19 protein-coding genes are annotated in these 20,749 nt (G+C 64.4%); 9 read left to right on the top strand and 10 right to left on the bottom strand.

Features of this window, described 5'->3' with window-relative positions; translation table 11 throughout:
- Window positions 1-83 precede the first annotated feature (83 nt).
- On the bottom strand, window positions 84-848 hold the full coding sequence (locus AC0L2L_RS24775; protein WP_473581962.1) for an MOSC domain-containing protein: 765 nt from the start codon (window positions 846-848) through the stop codon (window positions 84-86).
- The gene (acs, locus tag AC0L2L_RS24770; protein ID WP_473581961.1) at window positions 848-2,803 is read right to left on the bottom strand and encodes an acetate--CoA ligase; all 1,956 of its coding nucleotides are present in this window, start codon (window positions 2,801-2,803) and stop codon (window positions 848-850) included. Before acs ends, AC0L2L_RS24775 begins: the two co-directional genes overlap by 1 nt.
- Before the next feature lie 305 nt (window positions 2,804-3,108).
- Here acs and AC0L2L_RS24765 point away from each other — a divergent pair, with 305 nt between their 5' ends.
- A complete protein-coding gene (locus AC0L2L_RS24765; protein ID WP_473581959.1) occupies window positions 3,109-3,381 on the top strand; it encodes an usg protein in 273 nt (90 codons plus the stop codon).
- 322 nt (window positions 3,382-3,703) lie between these two features.
- Here the strand turns inward: AC0L2L_RS24765 and AC0L2L_RS24760 are convergent, their stop codons facing one another.
- Both AC0L2L_RS24760 and AC0L2L_RS24755 read right to left on the bottom strand, forming a co-directional pair.
- On the bottom strand, window positions 3,704-4,738 hold the full coding sequence (locus tag AC0L2L_RS24760) for an aldo/keto reductase (RefSeq protein WP_473581958.1): 1,035 nt from the start codon (window positions 4,736-4,738) through the stop codon (window positions 3,704-3,706).
- Between the two features lie 39 nt (window positions 4,739-4,777).
- Window positions 4,778-5,965 (bottom strand): MFS transporter, encoded by a 1,188-nt coding sequence (locus tag AC0L2L_RS24755; RefSeq protein WP_473581956.1) that lies wholly within the window; start codon window positions 5,963-5,965, stop codon window positions 4,778-4,780.
- A 116-nt stretch (window positions 5,966-6,081) separates the two neighbouring features.
- On the opposite strand from AC0L2L_RS24755, the gene AC0L2L_RS24750 reads away from it, so the two are divergent.
- Window positions 6,082-6,987 (top strand): LysR family transcriptional regulator, encoded by a 906-nt coding sequence (locus AC0L2L_RS24750; RefSeq protein WP_473581955.1) that lies wholly within the window; start codon window positions 6,082-6,084, stop codon window positions 6,985-6,987.
- Between the two features lie 65 nt (window positions 6,988-7,052).
- Here the strand turns inward: AC0L2L_RS24750 and AC0L2L_RS24745 are convergent, their stop codons facing one another.
- The 3 genes from AC0L2L_RS24745 to AC0L2L_RS24735 form a co-directional block, all read right to left on the bottom strand.
- A complete protein-coding gene (locus AC0L2L_RS24745) occupies window positions 7,053-8,102 on the bottom strand; it encodes an aldo/keto reductase (protein WP_473581953.1) in 1,050 nt (349 codons plus the stop codon).
- A gap of 141 nt (window positions 8,103-8,243) precedes the next feature.
- Window positions 8,244-8,648, bottom strand: a complete 405-nt coding sequence (locus AC0L2L_RS24740) for a hypothetical protein (RefSeq protein ID WP_473581951.1) — start codon at window positions 8,646-8,648, stop codon at window positions 8,244-8,246.
- A 134-nt stretch (window positions 8,649-8,782) separates the two neighbouring features.
- The gene (locus tag AC0L2L_RS24735) at window positions 8,783-9,448 is read right to left on the bottom strand and encodes a YggS family pyridoxal phosphate-dependent enzyme (RefSeq protein WP_473581949.1); all 666 of its coding nucleotides are present in this window, start codon (window positions 9,446-9,448) and stop codon (window positions 8,783-8,785) included.
- 147 nt (window positions 9,449-9,595) lie between these two features.
- Between AC0L2L_RS24735 and leuS the strand changes: the two genes are divergently transcribed.
- A complete protein-coding gene (gene leuS, locus AC0L2L_RS24730; protein WP_473581947.1) occupies window positions 9,596-12,238 on the top strand; it encodes a leucine--tRNA ligase in 2,643 nt (880 codons plus the stop codon).
- Complete coding sequence (gene lptE, locus AC0L2L_RS24725; protein WP_473581945.1) at window positions 12,225-12,806, top strand: LPS assembly lipoprotein LptE; 582 nt, start codon at window positions 12,225-12,227, stop codon at window positions 12,804-12,806. The genes leuS and lptE overlap by 14 nt, the downstream gene beginning before the upstream one ends.
- 331 nt (window positions 12,807-13,137) lie before the next feature.
- Here lptE and fsa read toward each other — a convergent pair whose 3' ends face one another.
- Window positions 13,138-13,794, bottom strand: coding sequence for a fructose-6-phosphate aldolase (fsa, locus tag AC0L2L_RS24720; protein ID WP_473581943.1), 657 nt, complete (start codon window positions 13,792-13,794; stop codon window positions 13,138-13,140).
- Between the two features lie 90 nt (window positions 13,795-13,884).
- On the opposite strand from fsa, the gene AC0L2L_RS24715 reads away from it, so the two are divergent.
- Window positions 13,885-16,068, top strand: coding sequence for a primosomal protein N' (locus tag AC0L2L_RS24715; protein WP_473581941.1), 2,184 nt, complete (start codon window positions 13,885-13,887; stop codon window positions 16,066-16,068).
- Window positions 16,069-16,079: 11 nt separating this feature from the next.
- Here AC0L2L_RS24715 and AC0L2L_RS24710 read toward each other — a convergent pair whose 3' ends face one another.
- Both AC0L2L_RS24710 and AC0L2L_RS24705 read right to left on the bottom strand, forming a co-directional pair.
- Window positions 16,080-16,535, bottom strand: coding sequence for a PIN domain-containing protein (locus AC0L2L_RS24710; protein WP_473581939.1), 456 nt, complete (start codon window positions 16,533-16,535; stop codon window positions 16,080-16,082).
- Window positions 16,532-16,774, bottom strand: coding sequence for a type II toxin-antitoxin system Phd/YefM family antitoxin (locus tag AC0L2L_RS24705; RefSeq protein WP_473581937.1), 243 nt, complete (start codon window positions 16,772-16,774; stop codon window positions 16,532-16,534). The genes AC0L2L_RS24710 and AC0L2L_RS24705 overlap by 4 nt, the downstream gene beginning before the upstream one ends.
- Before the next feature lie 204 nt (window positions 16,775-16,978).
- Here AC0L2L_RS24705 and AC0L2L_RS24700 point away from each other — a divergent pair, with 204 nt between their 5' ends.
- The 4 genes from AC0L2L_RS24700 (at window position 16,979) to AC0L2L_RS24685 (ending at window position 20,731) form a co-directional block, all read left to right on the top strand.
- Window positions 16,979-17,374: an AGROH133_08824 family phage infection protein gene (locus AC0L2L_RS24700; protein ID WP_473581935.1), complete on the top strand. Its 396-nt coding sequence runs from the start codon at window positions 16,979-16,981 to the stop codon at window positions 17,372-17,374.
- A 350-nt stretch (window positions 17,375-17,724) separates the two neighbouring features.
- Window positions 17,725-18,285, top strand: coding sequence for a F0F1 ATP synthase subunit delta (locus AC0L2L_RS24695; protein ID WP_473581933.1), 561 nt, complete (start codon window positions 17,725-17,727; stop codon window positions 18,283-18,285).
- On the top strand, window positions 18,285-19,814 hold the full coding sequence (gene atpA, locus AC0L2L_RS24690) for a F0F1 ATP synthase subunit alpha (protein WP_473581932.1): 1,530 nt from the start codon (window positions 18,285-18,287) through the stop codon (window positions 19,812-19,814). Before AC0L2L_RS24695 ends, atpA begins: the two co-directional genes overlap by 1 nt.
- A gap of 29 nt (window positions 19,815-19,843) precedes the next feature.
- Window positions 19,844-20,731: a F0F1 ATP synthase subunit gamma gene (locus AC0L2L_RS24685; RefSeq protein WP_473581931.1), complete on the top strand. Its 888-nt coding sequence runs from the start codon at window positions 19,844-19,846 to the stop codon at window positions 20,729-20,731.
- Window positions 20,732-20,749: the final 18 nt, after the last annotated feature.

The raw sequence follows: 20,749 nt of genomic DNA, 5'->3' as shown, positions 1-20,749 counted from the left end.
CCGCCCTAGGATGACGAAGGCGCGAAGGTTTTCGGCCAATCCCCAAGGTGCCCCGATGAAAGGGCCAACCTCCGATCGAAGGTCTACACCAACCGCATCGGCGCGCCGATCTCGACGTGCGCCGGCCGGTCCACCGTGCAATAGACGCCGAGATTGTGCGCGTTGTGGCGCACCAGGTTGCGCAGGATGCCGGGATCGGTGTCGAAGCCGTCCTGGGCGATGATGGTGAAGCCGCAGCGGCGGCAGGGTTCCGAGACGGTGAGCAGCAGATCGCCGACCGCGAGTTTCCTGCCGATCCATTCCGTCTCCGGAAAGGCGCCTTCGACCGGGTCCATGTCGACGACGATGTTAGGGCGGAAGCGGCGCGGGTCGGGTGTGCCCTCAGGATGCAGCGCCTTCAGCCTGGCCAGCGAGGCGGTGGTGAGCAGATGGATCGGCGCCTTGGCATAGCGGGCCTCGGTCAGCGGGCCGGCATAGGAGGGTGCCGTGTTCTGCGTGCCGAACGGCCGGATCGAGGCCTCGAAGCCGAGAAAGGCGGATACGGCGCGGTCGCTGTCTTGACCGGGCGCCGGCTGCCAATCGCCGTCGGGCACGGCCACTTCGAGCCGCCATTCCTTGCTCATCGGGGCCTCGCTCAGCCGGGTGCGGATCAGCGGCACCTTGTGCCATCTGGGCTCGCGGTCGGGCCGGGCGATCTCGCCGTCGGAGGCGTCGACCAGTCCGAACAGCCGGTCGCCGTCGATGGTCTTCTGCCCGACCGAGATGGCGTCAAGCCGCTCGCCGGCGAGCGAGCTCGCCGGGTAGCGCCAGAGCTGGCTGACGGTGCCGAGTGTCGCTTGGCCGGTCATCAACCCTTCTTGTTCTGCCGGTTGGCGACGAGGTCGTCGACGACGGCCGGATCGGCCAGCGTCGAGGTGTCGCCGAGCGCGCCGTAGTCATCCTCGGCGATCTTGCGCAGGATGCGCCGCATGATCTTGCCGGAACGGGTTTTCGGCAGGCCGGGCGCGAACTGGATCTTGTCGGGCGTGGCGATGGCGCCGATCTCCTTACGGACGTGCGAGACCAGCTCCTTGCGCAGATCCTCGCTGGACGCGGTGCCGGCCATCAGCGTGACATAGCAGTAGATACCTTGCCCCTTGATGTCGTGCGGGTAGCCGACGACGGCGGCCTCGGAGACCTTGTCATGGCTGACCAGCGCCGATTCCACCTCGGCCGTTCCCATGCGGTGGCCGGAGACGTTGATGACATCGTCGACGCGGCCGGTGATCCAGTAATAGCCGTCAGCATCGCGGCGGCAGCCGTCGCCGGTGAAGTACTTGCCCTTGTAGGTCGAGAAATAGGTCTGCACGAAACGCTCATGGTCGCCATAGACGGTGCGCATCTGGCCGGGCCAGGAATCGGTGATGCAGAGATTGCCGTCGGCGGCGCCTTCCAGCACCTTGCCGTCGCCGTCGACCAGCTGCGGCTGGACGCCGAAGAAGGGGCGCGTGGCGGAGCCGGCCTTGAGGTCGGTGGCGCCGGGCAGCGGCGTGATCAGGATGCCGCCGGTCTCGGTCTGCCACCAGGTGTCGACGATCGGCACCTTGGCGTTGCCGACGACGTTGTAATACCACTCCCAGGCTTCCGGATTGATCGGCTCGCCGACCGTACCGAGCACGCGCAGGGACTTGCGCGAGGTCTTCTTCACATGGCTGTCGCCGGCGCCCATCAGCGCGCGCAGCGCCGTCGGCGCGGTGTAGAAGATGTTGACCTTGTGCTTGTCGATCACTTCCCAGAAGCGCGGCTGCGAGGGATAGTTCGGCACGCCTTCGAACATCAGCGTCGTGGCGCCGTTGGCCAAGGGGCCATAGACGATATAGCTGTGGCCGGTGACCCAGCCGACATCGGCGGTGCACCAGTAGATGTCGCCGTCATGGTAATCGAAGACATATTGGTGCGTCATCGAGACATAGACGAGATAGCCGGCGGTGGTGTGCAGCACGCCCTTCGGCTTGCCGGTCGAGCCCGAGGTGTAGAGGATGAACAGCGGGTCCTCCGCCTTCATCTTCTCCGGCTTGCAGTCGGCCTTAACGGTCGCCGCCTCGTCGTGGTACCAGACGTCGCGCCCTGGAACCCAGTGGACCTTGCCGCCGGTGCGGCGCACGACCACCACCTTCTCGACCTTGGTGCCGGCCCTGGCGGCGATGTCGACCGCCTTGTCGGTGTTGTCCTTGAGCGGGATCGGCTTGCCGCCGCGCAGGCCCTCGTCGGCGGTGATGACGATGGTCGACTTGCAGTCGTCGATGCGGCCGGCCAGCGCGTCGGGCGAGAAGCCGCCGAACACCACCGAATGGATTGCGCCGATGCGCGTGCAGGCTAGCATCGCGTAGGCCGTTTCCGGGATCATCGGCATGTAGATGGTAACGCGGTCGCCCTTCTTGACGCCATGCTTCTTCAGCACGTTGGCGAAGCGGCAGACATGCGCGTAAAGCTCGTTATAGGTGACCTTGCGGTCATCATAGGGATTGTCGCCTTCCCAGATGATGGCGGTTTGGTCGCCGCGCTTCTTCAGGTGGCGGTCGATGCAGTTCCAGGAGACATTGGTCTGGCCGTCCTCGAACCACTTGATCGAGACCTTGCCGTCGAAGGAGGTATTCTTGACCTTGGTGAAGGGCTTGAACCAGTCGATGCGCTTGCCGTGCTTGCCCCAGAACTTGTCCGGATTTTTGACGCTGTCGGCATACCATTTGAGATACGTATCGTTGTCGATCAACGCGTTCTTCTTCCACGCCGGCTGAACGCGGTGGACATGCACATCGGACATTTCTTGCTTTCCTCCCGAACCATTCCGCCGGCTTGACGACCGACGGCATCGCGGCGAAGCGGCCGCGAATTCGCGGGCATTATTAACAGTTCCGCCGTGACGGCAACATTAGACGTTGGATTCGCGCGGCGGGATGACGCAGGGGCAAGCGCCAACCACTGTCAGCACTCGCCGTACGTCGCTGCTAACTAACTGTTTTGTCGAAGGAAATGGCGGGAAGGATCAACAAAAATCAATAGACAGTTAAGCAACTAAGCGCAGAATCGACATCGGGAGGAAAGGAGATCGACCCTAAGGGGGCTGCGATGCACGACCATTCCGAAATGGACCTGATGCTCAAAGGCTATGGGCTGACCACGGCCAAGATTCTCTACCATTACCCCGATCACCCGCATTTGCTGCAAAGCTATATCTGGCAGGACTACGACATCGCGCCGACGTTTCCGGTGCTGATCCGCTTCATCGAGTTCTGGAAGACGAAGCTCGACGGACCGCTGCATTCGGTCACCTATACGCACCAGAAATTGATCGCGCCGAATGAGTGGCACAAGGTCGATGGGGAGTTTTTGGTGCACTAGTTCCTCGGCACGGTTTGTACGAACTGCCTGCGTAACGGATCGCATGCCTTGGCGATTGGCGGAAACGTCCATCGCTTCGTCATCCACGGGCGGAGCAAGGAGCGTAGCGACGCGGCGCAGACCCGAGGATCCATGCCGGGACTCCGAAGCGTTACTACGGTCCAGAATTCTGCTCCGCCGCGCTCTACGATCAAGGTAACGGAATGGATCCTCGGGTCTTCGCGACGCCGCTTCGCGGCTGCTTCGCCCGTGGATGACGAAGCTCGGAGGCTGCAGCCAATCCAAATGTTCATGATCGCCTTGATAGGGACGGTCGCGACCGTCACACCGCCGGTGGATTGAGCCGGGCGAAACCTTCCTGGCGTCGATAGGGGAAATACGGGTAGGGCGCGGTCACTTCGCTTGCATCATCGAGCGCCTTGATCTGCTCCGGCGTCAACGCCCAGCCGACGGCGCCGAGGTTCTGGCGCAGCTGCTCCTCGTTGCGGGCGCCGATGATCACCGACGACACGGTCGGCCGCCGCAGGAGCCAATTGATGGCGACCTGCGGCACGGTCTTGCCGGTCTCGGCGGCGACCGCTTCCAGCGCGTCGACCACCCTGAAAAGATGCTCGTCCTCGACCGGCGGGCCGAAATTGGCGGTGCCGTGCAGCCGGCTGTTTTCCGGCAAGGGTTGTCCGCGGCGGATCTTGCCGGTCAGCCGGCCCCAGCCGAGCGGGCTCCAGACCAGCGCACCGACGCCCTGGTCGAGGCCGAGCGGCATCAGTTCCCACTCATAGTCGCGGCCGACCAGCGAATAATAGACCTGATGCGCGACATAGCGCGTGTAGCCGTGCCTTTCGGCAAGGCCGAGCGACTTCATCACCTGCCAGCCGGAGAAATTGGAGACGCCGACATAGCGCAACTTGCCTGAGCGCACGAGGTCATCCAGCGTCGACAGCACTTCCTCGATCGGCGTCGAGGCATCGAAGGCGTGAAGCTGCAAGAGGTCGATATAGTCGGTACCAAGGCGCTTCAGCGCCGCGTCGACGGAGCGGATCAGCCGCGAACGGGACGAGCCCCAGTCGGCCGGCCCGTCGCCCATCGGCAGCGCGGTCTTGGTCGAGATCAGCACTGCGTCGCGGCGGCCTTTGATCGCCTCGCCAAGCACCTCCTCCGAGGCGCCGTTGGAATAGACGTCGGCCGTGTCGAACAGATTGACGCCCGCTTCCAGGCAGATGTCGACAAGGCGGCGCGCTTCCTTCGCGTCGCTGTTGCCCCAATGGCCGAACAGCGGGCCGGAGCCGCCGAAAGTTCCGGCGCCGAAGGAAAGTGCCGGTACTTTCAGGCCGGACGCGCCGAGACGTCTATATTCCATGATCTTCTCCTTGGGATGTCGAAGGCGGAATTCAGCCGGTCAGCACTGCGCCGTGACCGGCTTGCCGATCGAGCGGCCGCGTTCGAGACGCAGCGCCATGAGCACCACGGCGAGCGCGGCGAGCGGCACCAGGCCGGCGACTAGGGGGACGGCGCCGAGGCCGGGGCCGTGGTCGATGACGAAGCCGCCGAGCCAGGCGCCGATGGCGTTGCCGAGATTGAAGGCGGCGATGTTGAAAGACGAGGCGAGGCCCTGGCCGGCGCCCTTGGCCTTCTCCAGCACCCACATCTGCAGCGGCGCGACGGTGGCGAAGGCGGCAGCGCCAAGCAGGCCGACGGCTACGATCGCGGCGATGGGCTGATGGATCGCCGCGGTCATGACGAACAGCACCGCCGACAGCGCGACCAGCGTGCCGATGACCGTCGGCACCAGGTGGCGGTCGGCAAGGCGTCCGCCAAGCAGATTGCCGGCGACCAGCCCGCCGCCGAAGACGAGCAGGATCGGTGACACGGCTCCCTCGGAAAAGCCGCTGACGCGGGTGAGGATCGGCGCCAGATAGGTGAAGGCGGCAAAGACGCCGACCCAGCTCAGCACGGTGGTCAAAAGGCCGAGCAGCACCGGCCGGCGGCCGAGCACGGCGAGCGTGCCTTCGGAGCTCTGCTCCTCGTTCGCCGCGGAGGGCTCGTCGCGCGGCACCAGCAGCGCGATCACGGCAAAGGCGATGACGCCGACCAGCGTGACGGCAAGGAAAGCCGAGCGCCAGCCATAGGCCTGGCCAAGCCAGGTCCCGAACGGCACGCCGAGGATGTTGGCGACGGTGAGGCCGGTGAACATCAGGGCGATGGCCGAGGCCTTCCTGTTGGGCGCGACAAGGCCGGTGGCGACGACCGAGCCGACACCGAAGAAGGAGGCGTGAGCGAAAGCGGTGAGCACACGCGCGGCCATCAAAGTCCAGTAGTCGGGCGCCAGCGCGCAGGCGAGGTTGCCGACGGTGAAGACCACCATCAGGGCGAGCAGCAAGGTCTTGCGCGGCAGGCGGCCGGTCAGCGCGCCAAGCAACGGCGCGCCGACGACGACGCCCAGCGCATAGCCGGAAATGAGCAGGCCCGCCGCCGAGATCGAGACGCCGAGATCGGCGCTGACATCGAGCAGCAGACCCATGATGACGAATTCGGTGACACCGATGCCGAAGGCGCCGGCGGTGAGGGCATAAAGAGCAAGAGGCATGGCGATCGTCCGTTGGTGCTGACGGGCGTTTCGGTCCCGCGACCCGGAAGATCGTGATCCGCCTGGCTGTGAACCAGCCTTGCACCAGGCATATTTTCTGTGAAATAGATTCACGAATGGCGAGGCCCGAAATCAACCGCTCCGGCGAGATCGAAGTGTTCGTCCGCGTCGTCGAGGCGGGCAGCTTCTCGGCAGCGGCGCGGGCGTTGCGCATGACGCCGTCGGCGGTGAGCAAGCTGATCGCGCGGCTGGAGGCGCGGCTTGGCGCGCGGCTTGTCAGCCGCTCGACACGCCGGCTGCAACTGACACCCGAGGGAACCGCCTTTTACGACAGCGGCATGCGCATCCTCGCCGATCTCGACGCGGCCGAACGGGAAGCCGCGGCGGGTGCGGCGCCGCGCGGCAGGCTCAGGGTCAATTCCTATGTGCCGTTCGGCCAGCACCGGCTGATGCCGCTGTTGCCGCGCTTCCTCGAGCGCTACCCGGAAATCTCCGTCGAGGCGGTGCTGACCGACAGCGTCATCGACCTGATGGAGGAGCGTGCCGACGTTGCGATCCGCGCCGGCCCGCTGCGCGAGTCACGGCTGGTGGCGCGCAAGCTCGGCCAGAGCCGGATGGTGGTCGTCGCCGCGCCCGCCTATCTCGAAGCGCGCGGCACGCCACGGACGCCGGCCGAATTGACCAGCCACAATCTGCTCGCCTTCGGCTTCGTGCGGCATATCGACGGCCTGCCATTCATGGATGCGGAAGGCGCGCCGATCATGGTTCCGATCGTCGGCAATTCGACGGTGAGCGACGGCGAGGCGATGCGGCTGACGGCATTGGCGGGCGCAGGCATCGCAAGGCTGGCACGCTGGCATGTCGAGCCCGACATCGCCGCCGGGCGGCTTGTGCTGCTGCTGGAAGAGTTCAATCCGGGCGATGAGGAGCAGACGCATGCCGTCTATGTCGGCCAGGGCAAGCATCTGCCGGCCCGGGTGCGCGCCTTTCTCGATTTCCTCGCGGAGACGGTTCGTATTTGAAAGAAAAGCCGCGCGTCCAGGGACGAGCGGCCGTCGAAGGGGGTCGGCTTGCTTGCGAAGACGGATTACGCCTTCGGCACGAATGGCGCCGGACGCCGGCCGGCGTCCTGCCGCTCCAGCATCCAGCCGGGATATTCGGCAGGCAGCGCGCTCACCTCGTCGAGTCTGCCAAGGTCGTCGGCATCGAGCTCCAGACCGGTCGCGGCGAGGTTCTGTTCGAGCTGGTCCATGCGGCTGGCGCCGATGAGGACGCTCATGACAAAAGGTTTTGCGAGCACATAGCCCAGCGCCACGGTGGCGACGCTGACATCGTGTTTCTTCGCGACCTCGCGCATGACGGCGACGGCCGCCCACGCACGATCCTCATTGACCGGCGGGAAGTTGAAGGAAGCGCGGCGGCCCTCGCCATTGCCGGGCGCGCCGGGGCCGTATTTACCGGAGAGCAGGCCGCCGGCCATCGGCGACCAGACCATCAGGCCAAGCTTCTCTTCGTTGATGAGCGGCACGATCTCGCGCTCGAGATCGCGGCCGGCGATCGAGTAATAGGACTGGATGGTCTCGAAACGGGCAAAGCCCCTGCGCTCGGCGACGCCCAGCGCCTTGGCTATGCGCCAGGCCTGCCAGTTGGAGACGCCGACATAGCGCACCTTGCCGCTGGCGATGAGATCGTCGAGCGCCCGCAGTGTCTCGTCGATCGGCGTCACCGTGTCGGTGCCGTGCAACTGGTAGAGGTCGATATGGTCGAGCTGCAGCCGCTTCAGGCTACCGTCGACCGAATCCATGATATGGCCGCGCGAGGAACCGCGCTCGTTCGGCCCGTTGCCCATGGCGCCATGCACCTTGGTGGCGATGACGACGTCCGAACGCTTGACGCCGAGGTCCCTGAGCGACTGCCCCAGCAGTTGCTCCGACTGGCCGAAGGAATAGACGTCCGCCGTGTCGAAGAAATTGACACCGGCGGCAATCGAGCGGCCGACGATCTCGTTGACGCCTTTCTGGTCGAGGCTGGCGATCAGGCCCCATTGGGCGTTCTCGCCGGCGGCGCCGAAGGTCATGGTGCCGAGGCAGAGTTCGGAAACGAACAGGCCGGTATTACCAAGCTGGTTGTAACGCATGTGGATATCCCCAGGAGAAAGACTGAATGACACGAGGCAAATAGGAACGGGCCGTTTCGTTTCAAGCTCCGGCGAAACACTATTGGCGACTTTGGCAGGGTCGGTAACGGGATCGTGACAACGAGCCCGCGGCCGGATCGCTCAGCTTTCAACCATTGCGAGGATCGCAAATGCCATCATGCCGAAGGCGACGGCCGCCAGCGGCAGCAGGATCTCGATCGTCGCCGTGCTGGCCTTCACCGGGCGGTCGCCAGTGTCGAATTCGCCGGCCATCCAATCGGGAAAAGCCTTGGTTCTGCCAGAAGCGCCAATTCGGTGATGGCGCCAGACACGGCCGGCGATGGCCGGCAGCGCCACCGACATCACGATGAATCCGGTCACGACGAAAAGCAGGTAATCATCATAGCCGCTGCCAGCGAAGCCGACCCAGGCAGAGAGCGCATAGCAGACCGCAAGCCCCACCATGGCGAAATAGACCCATCGGTGCAGCCCGCGGGAGACTTGCCGGTTCTGTGAGATATGCTGATCGTGGCATGGGACGGTCATAGAGGCCTCCTTTGGCTTGAGGAGCCGCTCGCTCGTTTCTACGCCCGCAGCTAACGCGAAGCTCCTGCACGACAATGCGGTGGGATGACGCGCCCGCCTCAGGGAAAAGAGTGCTTACGCTTCGTTGAAGCCTTCTATGTTCGGCTGCCGAAGATCGCCGAGCCGACCCTGACGCTGGTCGCGCCGAAAGCGATGGCGGTTTCGTAGTCGCCGGACATGCCCATAGAGAGTTTCGCGACGCCCGCTTCGCGCGCGATCTTCTCCAGCAGCGCGAAATGCGGGCCGGGGTTTTCATCGGCCGGTGGGATGCACATCAGGCCTTCTATGGCGAGGCCGTGCACGTCGCGGCAGCGTTCGACGAATCGAACCGCCTCGCGCGGCTCGATGCCGGCCTTCTGCGGCTCGGAGCCTGTGTTGACCTGAACATAGAGCTTCAGCGCCCGGCCCTGCCTGGCGATCTCCTTGGCGAGCTCGGCGGCGATCTTCTCGCGGTCTACGGTCTCGATGACATCGAACAGCGCCACCGCTTCCTTGGCCTTGTTGGACTGCAGCGGGCCGATCAGATGCAGCTCCAGATCGGGGAATGCCTGCTTCAGCGCCGGCCATTTGCCCTGCGCTTCCTGCACCCGGTTCTCGCCAAAGACGCGCTGGCCTGCCTCGACGACCGGGCGGATATCGTCTGCCGCGAAGGTTTTTGACACCGCGACCAGCGTGACGGCGCCGGGCTCGCGTTTGGCCTCGCGTTCGGCGCCTGCGATCTTTGCCTTGACCGCGTGAAGCTGCTCTACGGCGCTCGTCATGCCTATATCCTGCCTATAGTTTTCGTGGCCGGGCCGGCTCGCCGCAGTTGACGGGTCCGGCAATCCATGGTGAACACCGCGACGACATTTCCCAGGCTGCCGGCCATGTCCGGCGCCTTGTGCCAGCTTTTAAGTGAAAAACATCCGATGGCAACCGAACGTTACAATCCGCGCACGTCAGAGCCCAAATGGCAGAAGGCCTGGGCCGAAAAGAAGCTGTTCGAAGCTCAGAACGACGACCCGAAGCCGAAATACTACGTGCTGGAGATGTTCCCGTATCCGTCGGGCAAGATCCATATCGGCCACACCCGCAACTACACGATGGGCGACGTGGTGGCGCGCTACAAGCGCGCCAAGGGCTTCAACGTGCTGCACCCGATGGGCTGGGATGCTTTCGGCATGCCGGCCGAAAACGCCGCCATGCAGAACAAGGTCCACCCCAAGGACTGGACCTACGAAAACATCGCCGTCATGCGCGAGCAGCTCAAGATGATGGGCCTGTCGCTCGACTGGGCGCGCGAGTTCGCCACCTGCGACGTCGACTACTACCACCGCCAGCAGATGCTGTTCCTCGACTTCGTCGAGAAGGGGCTGGTGACGCGCAAATCCTCCAAGGTCAACTGGGATCCGGAGGACATGACCGTGCTCGCCAACGAGCAGGTCATCGACGGCCGCGGCTGGCGCTCGGGCGCGCTGGTCGAGCAGCGCGAGCTGACGCAGTGGTTCTTCAAGATCACCGAGTTTGCGCAGGATCTGCTGGACTCGCTCGACCGGCTCGATGAGTGGCCGGAGAAGGTCAAGCTGATGCAGCACAACTGGATCGGCCGCTCGGAAGGGCTGCTGATCCGATGGCCGCTGGCCGCGGCAAGTTCTGACAAGATTGGTGGCGACACCCGTGAGCTGGAAGTCTACACGACCCGGCCCGACACCATCTTCGGCGCTTCCTTCATGGCGGTCGCGGCCGACCACCCGCTGGCCAGGAAGGCCGCCGAAAGCAATGTCGAGCTGGCGAAGTTCATCGAGGAGGTCCGCCACATGGGCACCTCGGTGGCCGCGCTGGAGACGGCCGAGAAGAAGGGTTTCGACACCGGCATCCGCGTCGTACATCCGTTCGACGAGACCTGGACGCTGCCGGTCTATGTCGCCAATTTCGTGCTGATGGAATATGGCACCGGCGCCATTTTCGGCTGCCCGTCGGGCGACCAGCGCGACCTCGACTTCGCCAACAAATACGGCCTGCCGGTGATCCCGGTGGTGATGCCGGAGGACGCCGACGCAAAAACCTTCCAGATCATCGAGGAGGCCTATGTCGACGACGGCGTGATGATCAATTCGCGCTTCCTCGACGGCATGAAGCCCGAGAAGGCCTTCAACGAAGTGGCGAAGCTTCTGGAAGAAAGAACGATCGGCGGCCGGCCGATGGCGGAGCGCAAGGTGAATTTCCGCCTTCGCGACTGGGGCATTTCGCGCCAGCGCTACTGGGGCTGCCCGATCCCGATGATCCATTGCGAAGCCTGCGGCGTGGTGCCGGTGCCGAAGGCCGACCTGCCGGTGAAGCTGCCCGACGACATCGAGTTCGACCGTCCGGGCAATCCGCTCGACCGCCATCCGACCTGGCGGCATGTGAAATGCCCGCAATGCGGACGCGACGCGCGGCGCGAGACCGACACAATGGACACCTTCGTCGATTCGTCGTGGTATTTCGCGCGCTTCACCGCGCCGTGGGCCAACGAGCCGACCGAGCCGAAAGCGGCCGACGAATGGCTGGCGGTCGACCAGTATATCGGCGGCATCGAGCACGCGATCCTGCACCTGCTCTATTCGCGCTTCTTCACCCGCGCCATGCGCGAGACAGGTCATCTCAATCTGGCGGAGCCGTTCAAGGGCCTGTTCACGCAAGGCATGGTGGTGCACGAGACCTACCGTGTCGGCGGCCCGTCCAACAATGGGCGCTGGCTGTCGCCGAGCGAGGTCAGGCTCGAGGACATCGACGGCAAGCGCCATGCCGTCGAGATCGCCACCGGCGAGGAGGCGACGATCGGCGCGCTCGAGAAGATGTCGAAGTCGAAGAAGAACACGGTGAGCCCGGAAGAGATCACCGACGGCTACGGCGCCGATACCGCGCGCTGGTTTATGCTGTCGGACTCGCCGCCGGAGCGCGACGTCGAATGGACCGACGAAGGTGCCGCCGGCGCGCATCGCTTCGTGCAGCGCGTCTGGCGCCTGGTGCAGATCGCGGCCGAGCAGCTTCCCGGCGTGAAGCCCGCGGCAGCCAAGGATGGCGAGGCGGGTGCCGTTTCCAAGGCCGCGCACAAGATCCTGAAGGCGGTTGGCGAGGACATCGAGAAGCTCGGTTTCAACCGTGCGATCGCCCGCATCTACGAGCTCGCCAATGTGCTGGCGAGCCCGCTCAACGACGTTGCCGAAGGCAAGGCCGACGCCGCGCTGAAGGGCGCCTGCCGCGAGGCTGTGGAAATCATGGTGCAGATCATCGCGCCGGCCATGCCGCACCTGGCGGAGGAATGCTGGCAGGCGCTGGGCGGCGCCGAGATGGTCGCCGAGCGGCCCTGGCCGGTCTTTGATCCGGCGCTGGTCGTCGACAACGAGATCGTGCTGCCGGTGCAGGTCAACGGCAAGAAGCGCGGGGATTTGACAATTGCCCGCGACGCGGATCAAGGTGCCGTCGAAAAAGCGGTGCTGGCCCTCGACTTCGTGCAAAAAGCACTGGAAGGTAAGGCTCCGCGCAAGGTGATCATCGTGCCGCAGAGGATCGTCAATGTCGTTGCCTGATCCGGTGAAGTCACAAGCGGCCCGCCCGCGCGGCCGCGTGGCGGTTTGCGGCATGGTCGCCGCGCTGGCGCTGGTCTCGGCCTGCACCGTGCGGCCGCTCTATTCCAACCAGCCGCTGTCGCCCGGATTGCAGCTCAGCGCGTCCGCCGAGCTCGCCTCGATCTCGATCAAGCCGGTCGGCACCCGCTACGGGCAACAGGTGCGCAACAATCTGATCTTCGCCTTCGGGCAAGGCTCGGGCGAACCCGCCGCGCCGGCCTACACGCTCGATCTCGGCGTCGCCGAGCTGGTCGAATCGGCAGCCATCGTGCAGGTGCAGACCCAGGAAGACGAGCCGACAGCGGGCACGGTCACGCTGACCGCCAATTACGTGTTGCGCGATACCGCGACCAACACCGTGATTGCCGTCGGCAAGCGCTCGATACCATCGTCCTTCGACCGGCCGCGCCAGGAATACGCGGCCTACCGGGCGCAGATCGACGCCGAGAACCGCGCCGCGCGCGAATTGGCCGACCTGCTGCGGCTTTCGGTCGCCCAGGACTTGGCCAAGCACGGCAGAAAAGCCTAGTTCCTCGCCGGGGATTGGCTGAACCCTCCCCAACCTCGTCATTCCAGGGCGAAGCAGGAGCGCAGCTCCGTCGCGGAGACCCTGGAATCCATGCCGTTACCTTGATCGAAGGGCGCAGCGGAGCAGAATTCTGCACCGCACCGGCGCTTGGAGGTCACGGAATGGATCCTCGGGTCTGCGCGCGTCGCTTCGCTCCTTGCTCCGCCCGTGGATGACGAGGCTGGGCCGTTTTCGGCCAATCTCCAAGGTATGCGACCTGCCAAGGCATGGCACTCTGCCAAGAAAAAGGCCGGTTACCCGGCCTTTTTCTGTTTCTGACGAGTGACCGGCGTCAGCTGATCTTCTGGCCGGTCTTGGCCCAATCGGCGAGGAAGGCGACGAGGCCCTTGTCGGTCAGCGGATGATTGACCAGCGCCTTCAGCGTCGCCGGCGGCGCCGTGATGACGTCGGCGCCGATGAGCGCGGCCTGCTTGACGTGGTTCACCGTACGTACCGAAGCGACAAGGATCTCGGTCTGGAAATCGTAATTTTCGTAGATCTGCCGGATCTCCTGGATCAGCTCCATGCCGTCCGAGCCGGTGTCGTCGATGCGGCCGACGAAGGGCGAGATGAAGGAGGCGCCGGCCTTGGCGGCGAGCAATGCCTGGTTGGCCGAGAAGCAGAGCGTGACGTTGACCATGCGGTTCATCTCGGTGCGGATGGTCTTGCATGCCTTCAGGCCGTCCAGCGTCAGCGGCACCTTGATGCAGACGTTCGGCGCGATCTTGGCCAGCACCTCGGCCTCGGCCATCATATCCTTGAACTCGGTCGCCACGACCTCGGCCGAGACCGGGCCTTCGACGATATCGCAGATCTGCTTGGTGACTTCGGAAATCTTGCCGCCCGATTTCAGGATCAGCGACGGGTTGGTGGTGACGCCATCCAGCAGCCCCAGATCGTGCAGCTCCTTAATTTCCTTGATGTCAGCGGTGTCGACAAAAAACTTCATGGCTGTCTCCTTGGGGATCGCCTGGCGCCCGCCAGGCACATAAGAGGGTCCTCTTTGATCTAGAGCAAAGTCGGGGCAAGGTCACGCCTGATGATGGAAGATTCGCCCTTTGTCGCAGCCGCGCCCGTGCTGGTGCCGATGCCGGCCGAACGGCCCTACACCTATGCCGTGCCGCCCGGCATGCGCGTGGTGCCGGGCTCGATCGTGCGCGTGCCGCTGGGGCCGCGCCAGGTCGCGGGCATCGTCTGGGACGGCGCCGTCGAAACCGTCGATCCAAGGAAATTGCGACCGATCGAGGAGGTGTTCGACTGCCCGCCGATCGACAGGGCGATGCGCCGCTTCGTCGACTGGATCGCGCAATACACATTGTCGGCCCCCGGCATGGTTGCGCGCATGCTGCTGCGCGCGCCGGAGGCTTTCGATCCGGAACCCTGGATCGAAGGGCTGCAGCGCACACTGGCCGAACCGGATCGGTTGACCGACGCGCGGCGGCGCGTGCTGGAGACGGCGGAAGGTGGGCTGGCCTGGACGCGCTCGGGGCTGGCGCATGCGGCGGGCGTATCCTCCACCGTCATCGACGGGCTGCGCGCTCAGGGCGTGTTCGAGACGGTGATGATCCCGCCGAGACCGGTGGTGGCGCCGCCAGACCCCGATCATGCCGTGCCGGAGCTGATGCCCGACCAGAGGACCGCCGCCGAAAAACTGCGCGCGGCGATTGCCGCCGATGCCTTCAACGTCACCCTGCTCGACGGCATTACCGGATCGGGCAAGACGGAAGTCTATTTCGAGGCGGTGGCGGCGGCGCTCGACAAGGGCAGGCAGGTGCTGATCCTTTTGCCGGAGATCGCGCTCACCCATGCCTTCCTCGAACGCTTCCAGGACCGGTTCGGCGCCAAGCCGGCGGAATGGCATTCCGACCTGCCGCCCCGGATGCGCGAACGCGTCTGGCGGCAGGTGGCCGAAGGCGGCGTGCGCGTCGTCGCCGGCGCACGCTCGGCGCTGTTCCTGCCTTTCAAGGAACTCGGTCTGATCGTCGTCGACGAAGAGCACGACCCTGCCTACAAGCAGGAGGACCGCGTCTTCTACAACGCGCGCGACATGGCGGTGGTGCGCGGCCATATCGGCGGCTTCCCGGTCGTGCTCGCCTCGGCGACGCCGTCGGTGGAAAGCCGGGTCAACGCCAGCCAGGGCCGCTACGAGCGGGCCGTGCTGTCGTCGCGTTTCGCCGACGCCGCGCTACCCGACCTGAAGTCGATCGACATGCGGCGCTCGCCGCCGGCGCGCGGCGGCTTCCTGTCGCCGGTCCTGGTGGAACAGATGCAGCGCACGCTGGAGAGAAAAGAGCAGTCGCTGCTCTTCCTCAACCGGCGCGGCTATGCGCCGCTGACGCTGTGCCGCGTCTGCGGCCACCGCTTCGGCTGCCCGGTCTGCTCGGCCTGGCTGGTCGAGCATCGCTTTCGCGGCCAGCTCGTCTGCCATCATTGCGGCCACAATGAACGGCGGCCGGAAGCCTGCCCGGAATGCGGCACGCTCGATCACCTCGTCGCCTGCGGACCGGGCGTCGAGCGCATCGCCGAGGAAGTGGTCGGGCATTTTCCGGATGCCCGCACCATCGTGCTTTCCTCGGACCTCCTGGGCGGCGTGCGTCGGCTTCGACTCGAGCTTGAGGCCGTCGCCAATGGCGAGGCCGACATCGTCATCGGCACGCAACTGGTGGCAAAGGGACACAACTTCCCAGGCATGACATTGGTCGGCGTGGTCGACGCCGATCTCGGGCTTGCAAATGGCGATCCGCGCGCGGCCGAGCGCACCTTCCAACTGCTCAGCCAGGTGACGGGGCGCGCGGGCCGCACCGGCAAGAAGAGCCTCGGTCTCTTACAGACCTATCAGCCCGACCATCCGGTGATGCGGGCGATCGTATCGGGCGATTCGGAAGCTTTTTACGAGCGCGAGATCAACGAGCGGGAACGCGCTGCGCTGCCGCCCTTCGGCCGGCTCGCCGGCATCATCATCAGCGCCGCTACGCGGGGCGAGGCGGAAAGCCATGCGCGGGCCTTAAGGCGCGCGGCGCCGGCGGCCTCCGATCTCTTCGTGCTCGGCCCGGCCGAGGCGCCGCTGTCGCTGATCGGAGGCCGCCACCGCTTCCGCCTGCTGGTGCAGGGCGAGCGGCGCGCCGACATCCAGGGCTTCATCCGCGCCATGCTGGCCGATGGGCCGAAGCTGCGCGGCTCGGTGCGGGTTCAGGTCGACATCGATCCGCAAAGTTTCTTGTAAGAATAGGGTGGCTACTCGGGGCCCGGCGGGTCTTGCAGAATATTCCAGCACCAGACGCCAAGCGCCTCAAAATGCCTGAGGTTTGCCGTTATCACAGTGAGTTCGTTGGCTGCCGCCGTAGCCGCGATCAATATGTCCGCCAGACCCGGATTCTTTCCTTGCGCGGAGGCCGCTTCCTCCATTTGACCCGCCCTTCGCGCTATATCAGAATTGACCTCTAGAATTTGATCCGCAAAGTCTTCGATAGTTTCGTTGAGCCAAACAGCAAGACCCTCAGCGCGCTTTGCGGCCCCGGCGCGAGCCAGCTTGCATATGCCCTTCTCGATTTCGGTGATCGCAATAACCGGCACGAAGAGTGTTTGCTTTGCGCCTTCCGTCAGGATCCAGGTGGCGATGTCTTTTGCAAGCGGCGGCTTTCCAGGCGCGAATGCCGATAAGATGGAGGTATCGATAAGATAGCCGCTCAAAGGTCGACGTCCCGCGACGGTGACTCGTTCCTTTCAAGCTCGATCCCCCCCGGATAGGTCAGAAGGAACTCTCCAAAGTTTCGACGCTTGACCGGATAAAGCTTTTGCAAGTCCTCGACCGAAACGACAGCTGCTGCTGGCTTACCGTGCTTCGTGATGACGGTGGGCTCTCCGTTCTCGGCGGCTTCGACGAGCGCCGAGAACCCTGCCTTGGCTTCCCGAACCTGCATCGTTTTCACCGCAACCTCCTTGTGGTCTCATGTGGTCATAATATAGGATTTGCTGAGGAAGGGAACAACCCCGTTTAAGAAAACCCTCGGCCTCATCGACGCTCTCCTGATGCCTCGATGCGCTCTTTCTAAAGTACCGGCGGCCATCTGGCGTCCGGATTTTCCTCGGCTAGAATGCCGGCAATTTCAAAACAAGAATTTACGAGGGGAAAGATGGAATTCGCGTTTCCGTGGCCCGCCAGCCAGGGCGAGTGGCTGGCCTGGTCAAGCGCCGTCGTGACCTTGGCGCTCGGCCTCATTCTATTTCTGGCGCCGGGGCTTGCCTTTCGCGTGCTGCGCCTGCAGCCAAGGCCGGAGAAAGCGGCGGCGATCGCCGAGGGACGCGGCCGCATGTCGGGCTTTTATCTCGGCGTCAGCCTGTGCTGCATCCTTTTGGCGCAGCCGCTGCTTTACATGGCGTTGGGCTTCTCCTGGCTGTTCACTGCGTTCGGCCGGCTCTTGTCGATGATGTCGGACGGAGCCAACACCCCTTTCAACTGGGCTTCCATCGTGGTTGAATTGGCGCTGGCGGCGTTGCCGCTGGCCTTTGCCTTCGGCTTCGTGCCGTGAATTCGTGACTAAAGCGCGTCGCGTTGAAACGGATCCAAGCGACGCGCTTCAGGTCGTTGTTTTGATGCATGTCGTTCGCCCAAAACCGCTGGGCACTTTTGGGCGACATGCATTAATCCTGCGCTTAGGGTTGGTCTTCTTCGCCTGATGCGACAAAAGTGCCTGAAAAGCATGCCGGACGATGCATTGCGGTCTTAAAAAGCCTGTGCTAGACGGCAATCGACTTTCGACCGGGGATAGCGGAAGCCGCGCCTCCGTGCTTGGAAAAATGCAGTAAGGTCAAAGATTTAGCCAGAGTTTTCGCTCGCGCCAACAATCTGCGGCCTGTCAGACAAGAGAAAAGACGGTCCGTGGCCCAATCGTCATCGCCAATCTCAGCTGTCGCAGAGCGCTATGCGGGTTCGCTGTTCGAGCTCGCGCTGCAGGACAATTCGGTCGCCAAGGTCGAGGCCGACCTCGCCAGCTTCGAGGCGATGCTCAATGGCAGCGACGATCTTTCGCGGCTGATCAACAGCCCGGTGTTTTCCAGCGAGGACCAGGCAAGGGCCATCGCTGCCATCGCCGACAAGGCCAAGATCACCGGCCTGGTCGGCAATTTCCTGCGCGTAGTGGCCAAGAACCGCCGCCTGTTCGCGGTGCCCGGCATGATCAAGGCGTTCCGCCAGATCGCTGCCGACCATCGCGGCGAGGCATCCGCCGAAGTCACTTCGGCGCATGCGCTGACGGCCGCGCAGCAGACTGAACTCAAGGCGGCGCTGACGGGCATCGCCGGCAAGGACGTGGCCATCGCCATGACCGTCGATCCGTCGCTGCTCGGCGGCCTGATCGTCAAGATGGGCTCGCGCCAGATCGATACGTCGCTCAAAACCAAACTCAATTCGCTCAAGCTTGCACTGAAAGAGGTCGGCTGATGGACATCCGCGCCGCGGAAATTTCCGCAATTCTGAAAGACCAGATCAAGAATTTCGGCAAGGAGGCCGAGGTCTCCGAAGTCGGCCAGGTTCTGTCCGTCGGTGACGGCATCGCCCGCGTCTACGGCCTCGACAATGTCCAGGCCGGCGAGATGGTCGAATTCCCCGGCGGCATCCGCGGCATGGCGCTGAACCTCGAAGCCGACAATGTCGGCGTCGTCATCTTCGGTGCCGACCGCGACATCAAGGAAGGCGATACCGTCAAGCGCACCGGCGCCATCGTCGACGCGCCTGTCGGCATGGGCCTGCTCGGCCGCGTCGTCGACGCCCTCGGCAACCCGATCGACGGCAAGGGCCCGATCAAGGCCACCGAACGCAAGCGCGTCGACGTCAAGGCGCCCGGCATCATCCCGCGCAAGTCGGTGAACGAGCCGATGTCGACGGGCCTCAAGGCCATCGATGCGCTGATCCCGGTCGGCCGCGGCCAGCGCGAACTGGTCATCGGCGACCGCCAGACCGGCAAGACCGCCATCATCCTCGACACGATGCTGAACCAGAAGTCGGTGCACGACAACGGCCCGGAGAAGGAGAAGCTCTACTGCGTCTACGTCGCCGTCGGCCAGAAGCGCTCGACCGTCGCGCAGTTCGTGAAGGTGCTGGAAGAGCGCGGCGCGCTCGACTACTCCATCATCGTTGCCGCCACCGCCTCCGATCCGGCGCCGATGCAGTTCCTGGCGCCGTTCACGGCGTGCACCATGGGCGAGTACTTCCGCGACAACGGCATGCATGCGCTGATTTCCTATGACGACCTGTCGAAGCAGGCGGTCGCCTATCGCCAGATGTCGCTCTTGCTGCGCCGTCCGCCGGGCCGCGAAGCCTATCCGGGCGACGTCTTCTACCTGCATTCGCGCCTGCTGGAGCGGGCCGCCAAGCTCAATGACGACAATGGCGGCGGCTCGCTGACCGCGCTGCCGATCATCGAGACCCAGGCCAACGACGTGTCGGCCTACATTCCGACCAACGTGATCTCGATCACCGACGGCCAGATCTTCCTGGAAACCAACCTGTTCTTCCAGGGTGTCCGCCCGGCGGTCAATGTCGGCCTGTCGGTATCGCGCGTCGGTTCCTCGGCGCAGATCAAGGCGATGAAGCAGGTCGCCGGCTCGATCAAGGGCGAGCTTGCGCAGTACCGCGAAATGGCGGCCTTCGCGCAGTTCGGCTCCGATCTCGACGCCGCGACGCAGCGCCTGTTGAATCGCGGCTCGCGCTTGACGGAACTCTTGAAGCAGCCGCAGTTCTCGCCGCTCAAGGTCGAGGAGCAGGTTGCGGTGATCTTCGCCGGCGTCAACGGCTACCTCGACAAGCTGCAGCTCAACCAGGTCGGCAAGTTCGAGCATGGCCTGCTCAGCCACATGCGCTCGGCCGGCAAGGACGTGCTCGACGGCATCCGCAAGGAGAAGGCGCTGTCGGACGATTTGCGCGCCAAGCTCAAGGCCGAGATCGACGCCTTCGCCAAGACCTTCGCTTGAACGAAGTCGAACGGGATCGGGCTTGAAGCATGGCTTCGTTAAAAGACCTTCGTAACCGTATCGCCTCGGTCAAGGCGACGCAGAAGATCACCAAGGCGATGCAGATGGTCGCCGCGGCGAAGCTGCGTCGCGCGCAGGAAGCGGCGGAAGCGGCGCGTCCCTATTCCGAGCGCATGGGCGCGGTTCTGGCCAACATCACCCAGGCGATCGGCGGTGGCGGCGATGCCCCGGCGCTGATGACCGGCACCGGCAAGGACGACGTGCATCTGCTCATCGTCTGTACCGCCGAGCGCGGCCTGTGCGGCGGCTTCAACTCGCAGATCGCGCGTCTTGCCCGCGACCACATCCGCAGGCTTCTCGCCGACGGCAAGCAGGTCAAGATCATCTGCGTCGGCAAGAAGGGCTTTGACATCCTGCGTCGCGACTATGCCTCGCTGATCCTCGAGCGGGTCGACCTGCGCGAGGTCAAGACGCTCGGCTTCGTCAACGCCGATGCGATCGCGCGCAAGGTCATCCACCTCTTCAACGACGGCAGCTTCGACATCTGCACGCTGTTCTATTCCCAGTTCAAGTCGGTGATCAGCCAGATTCCGACGGCACAGCAGATCATTCCGGCGGGGCAGGCTTCAGCCACTGCCGAGACGGACAACGGCGCCGGCGGCGCTGTCTACGAATACGAGCCGGAGCCGGGCGAAATCCTCTCCGACCTCATCCCGCGCAACATCGCGGTGCAGATCTTCCGCGCGCTGCTGGAAAACGCGGCCGGCGAGATGGGCGCCAAGATGAGCGCGATGGACAATGCGACGCGCAACGCCGGCGACATGATCAACAAGCTGTCGATCACCTACAACCGCCAGCGGCAGGCGCAGATCACCAAGGAACTGATCGAAATCATTTCGGGCGCCGAGGCGCTCTAGGCGCGCCGCGCGGGATCT

Source organism: Mesorhizobium sp. WSM4832 (genome assembly GCF_055811115.1).
Note: the sequence above shows the minus strand (reverse complement) of the source record. Positions and strands in the feature narration are given on the sequence as shown.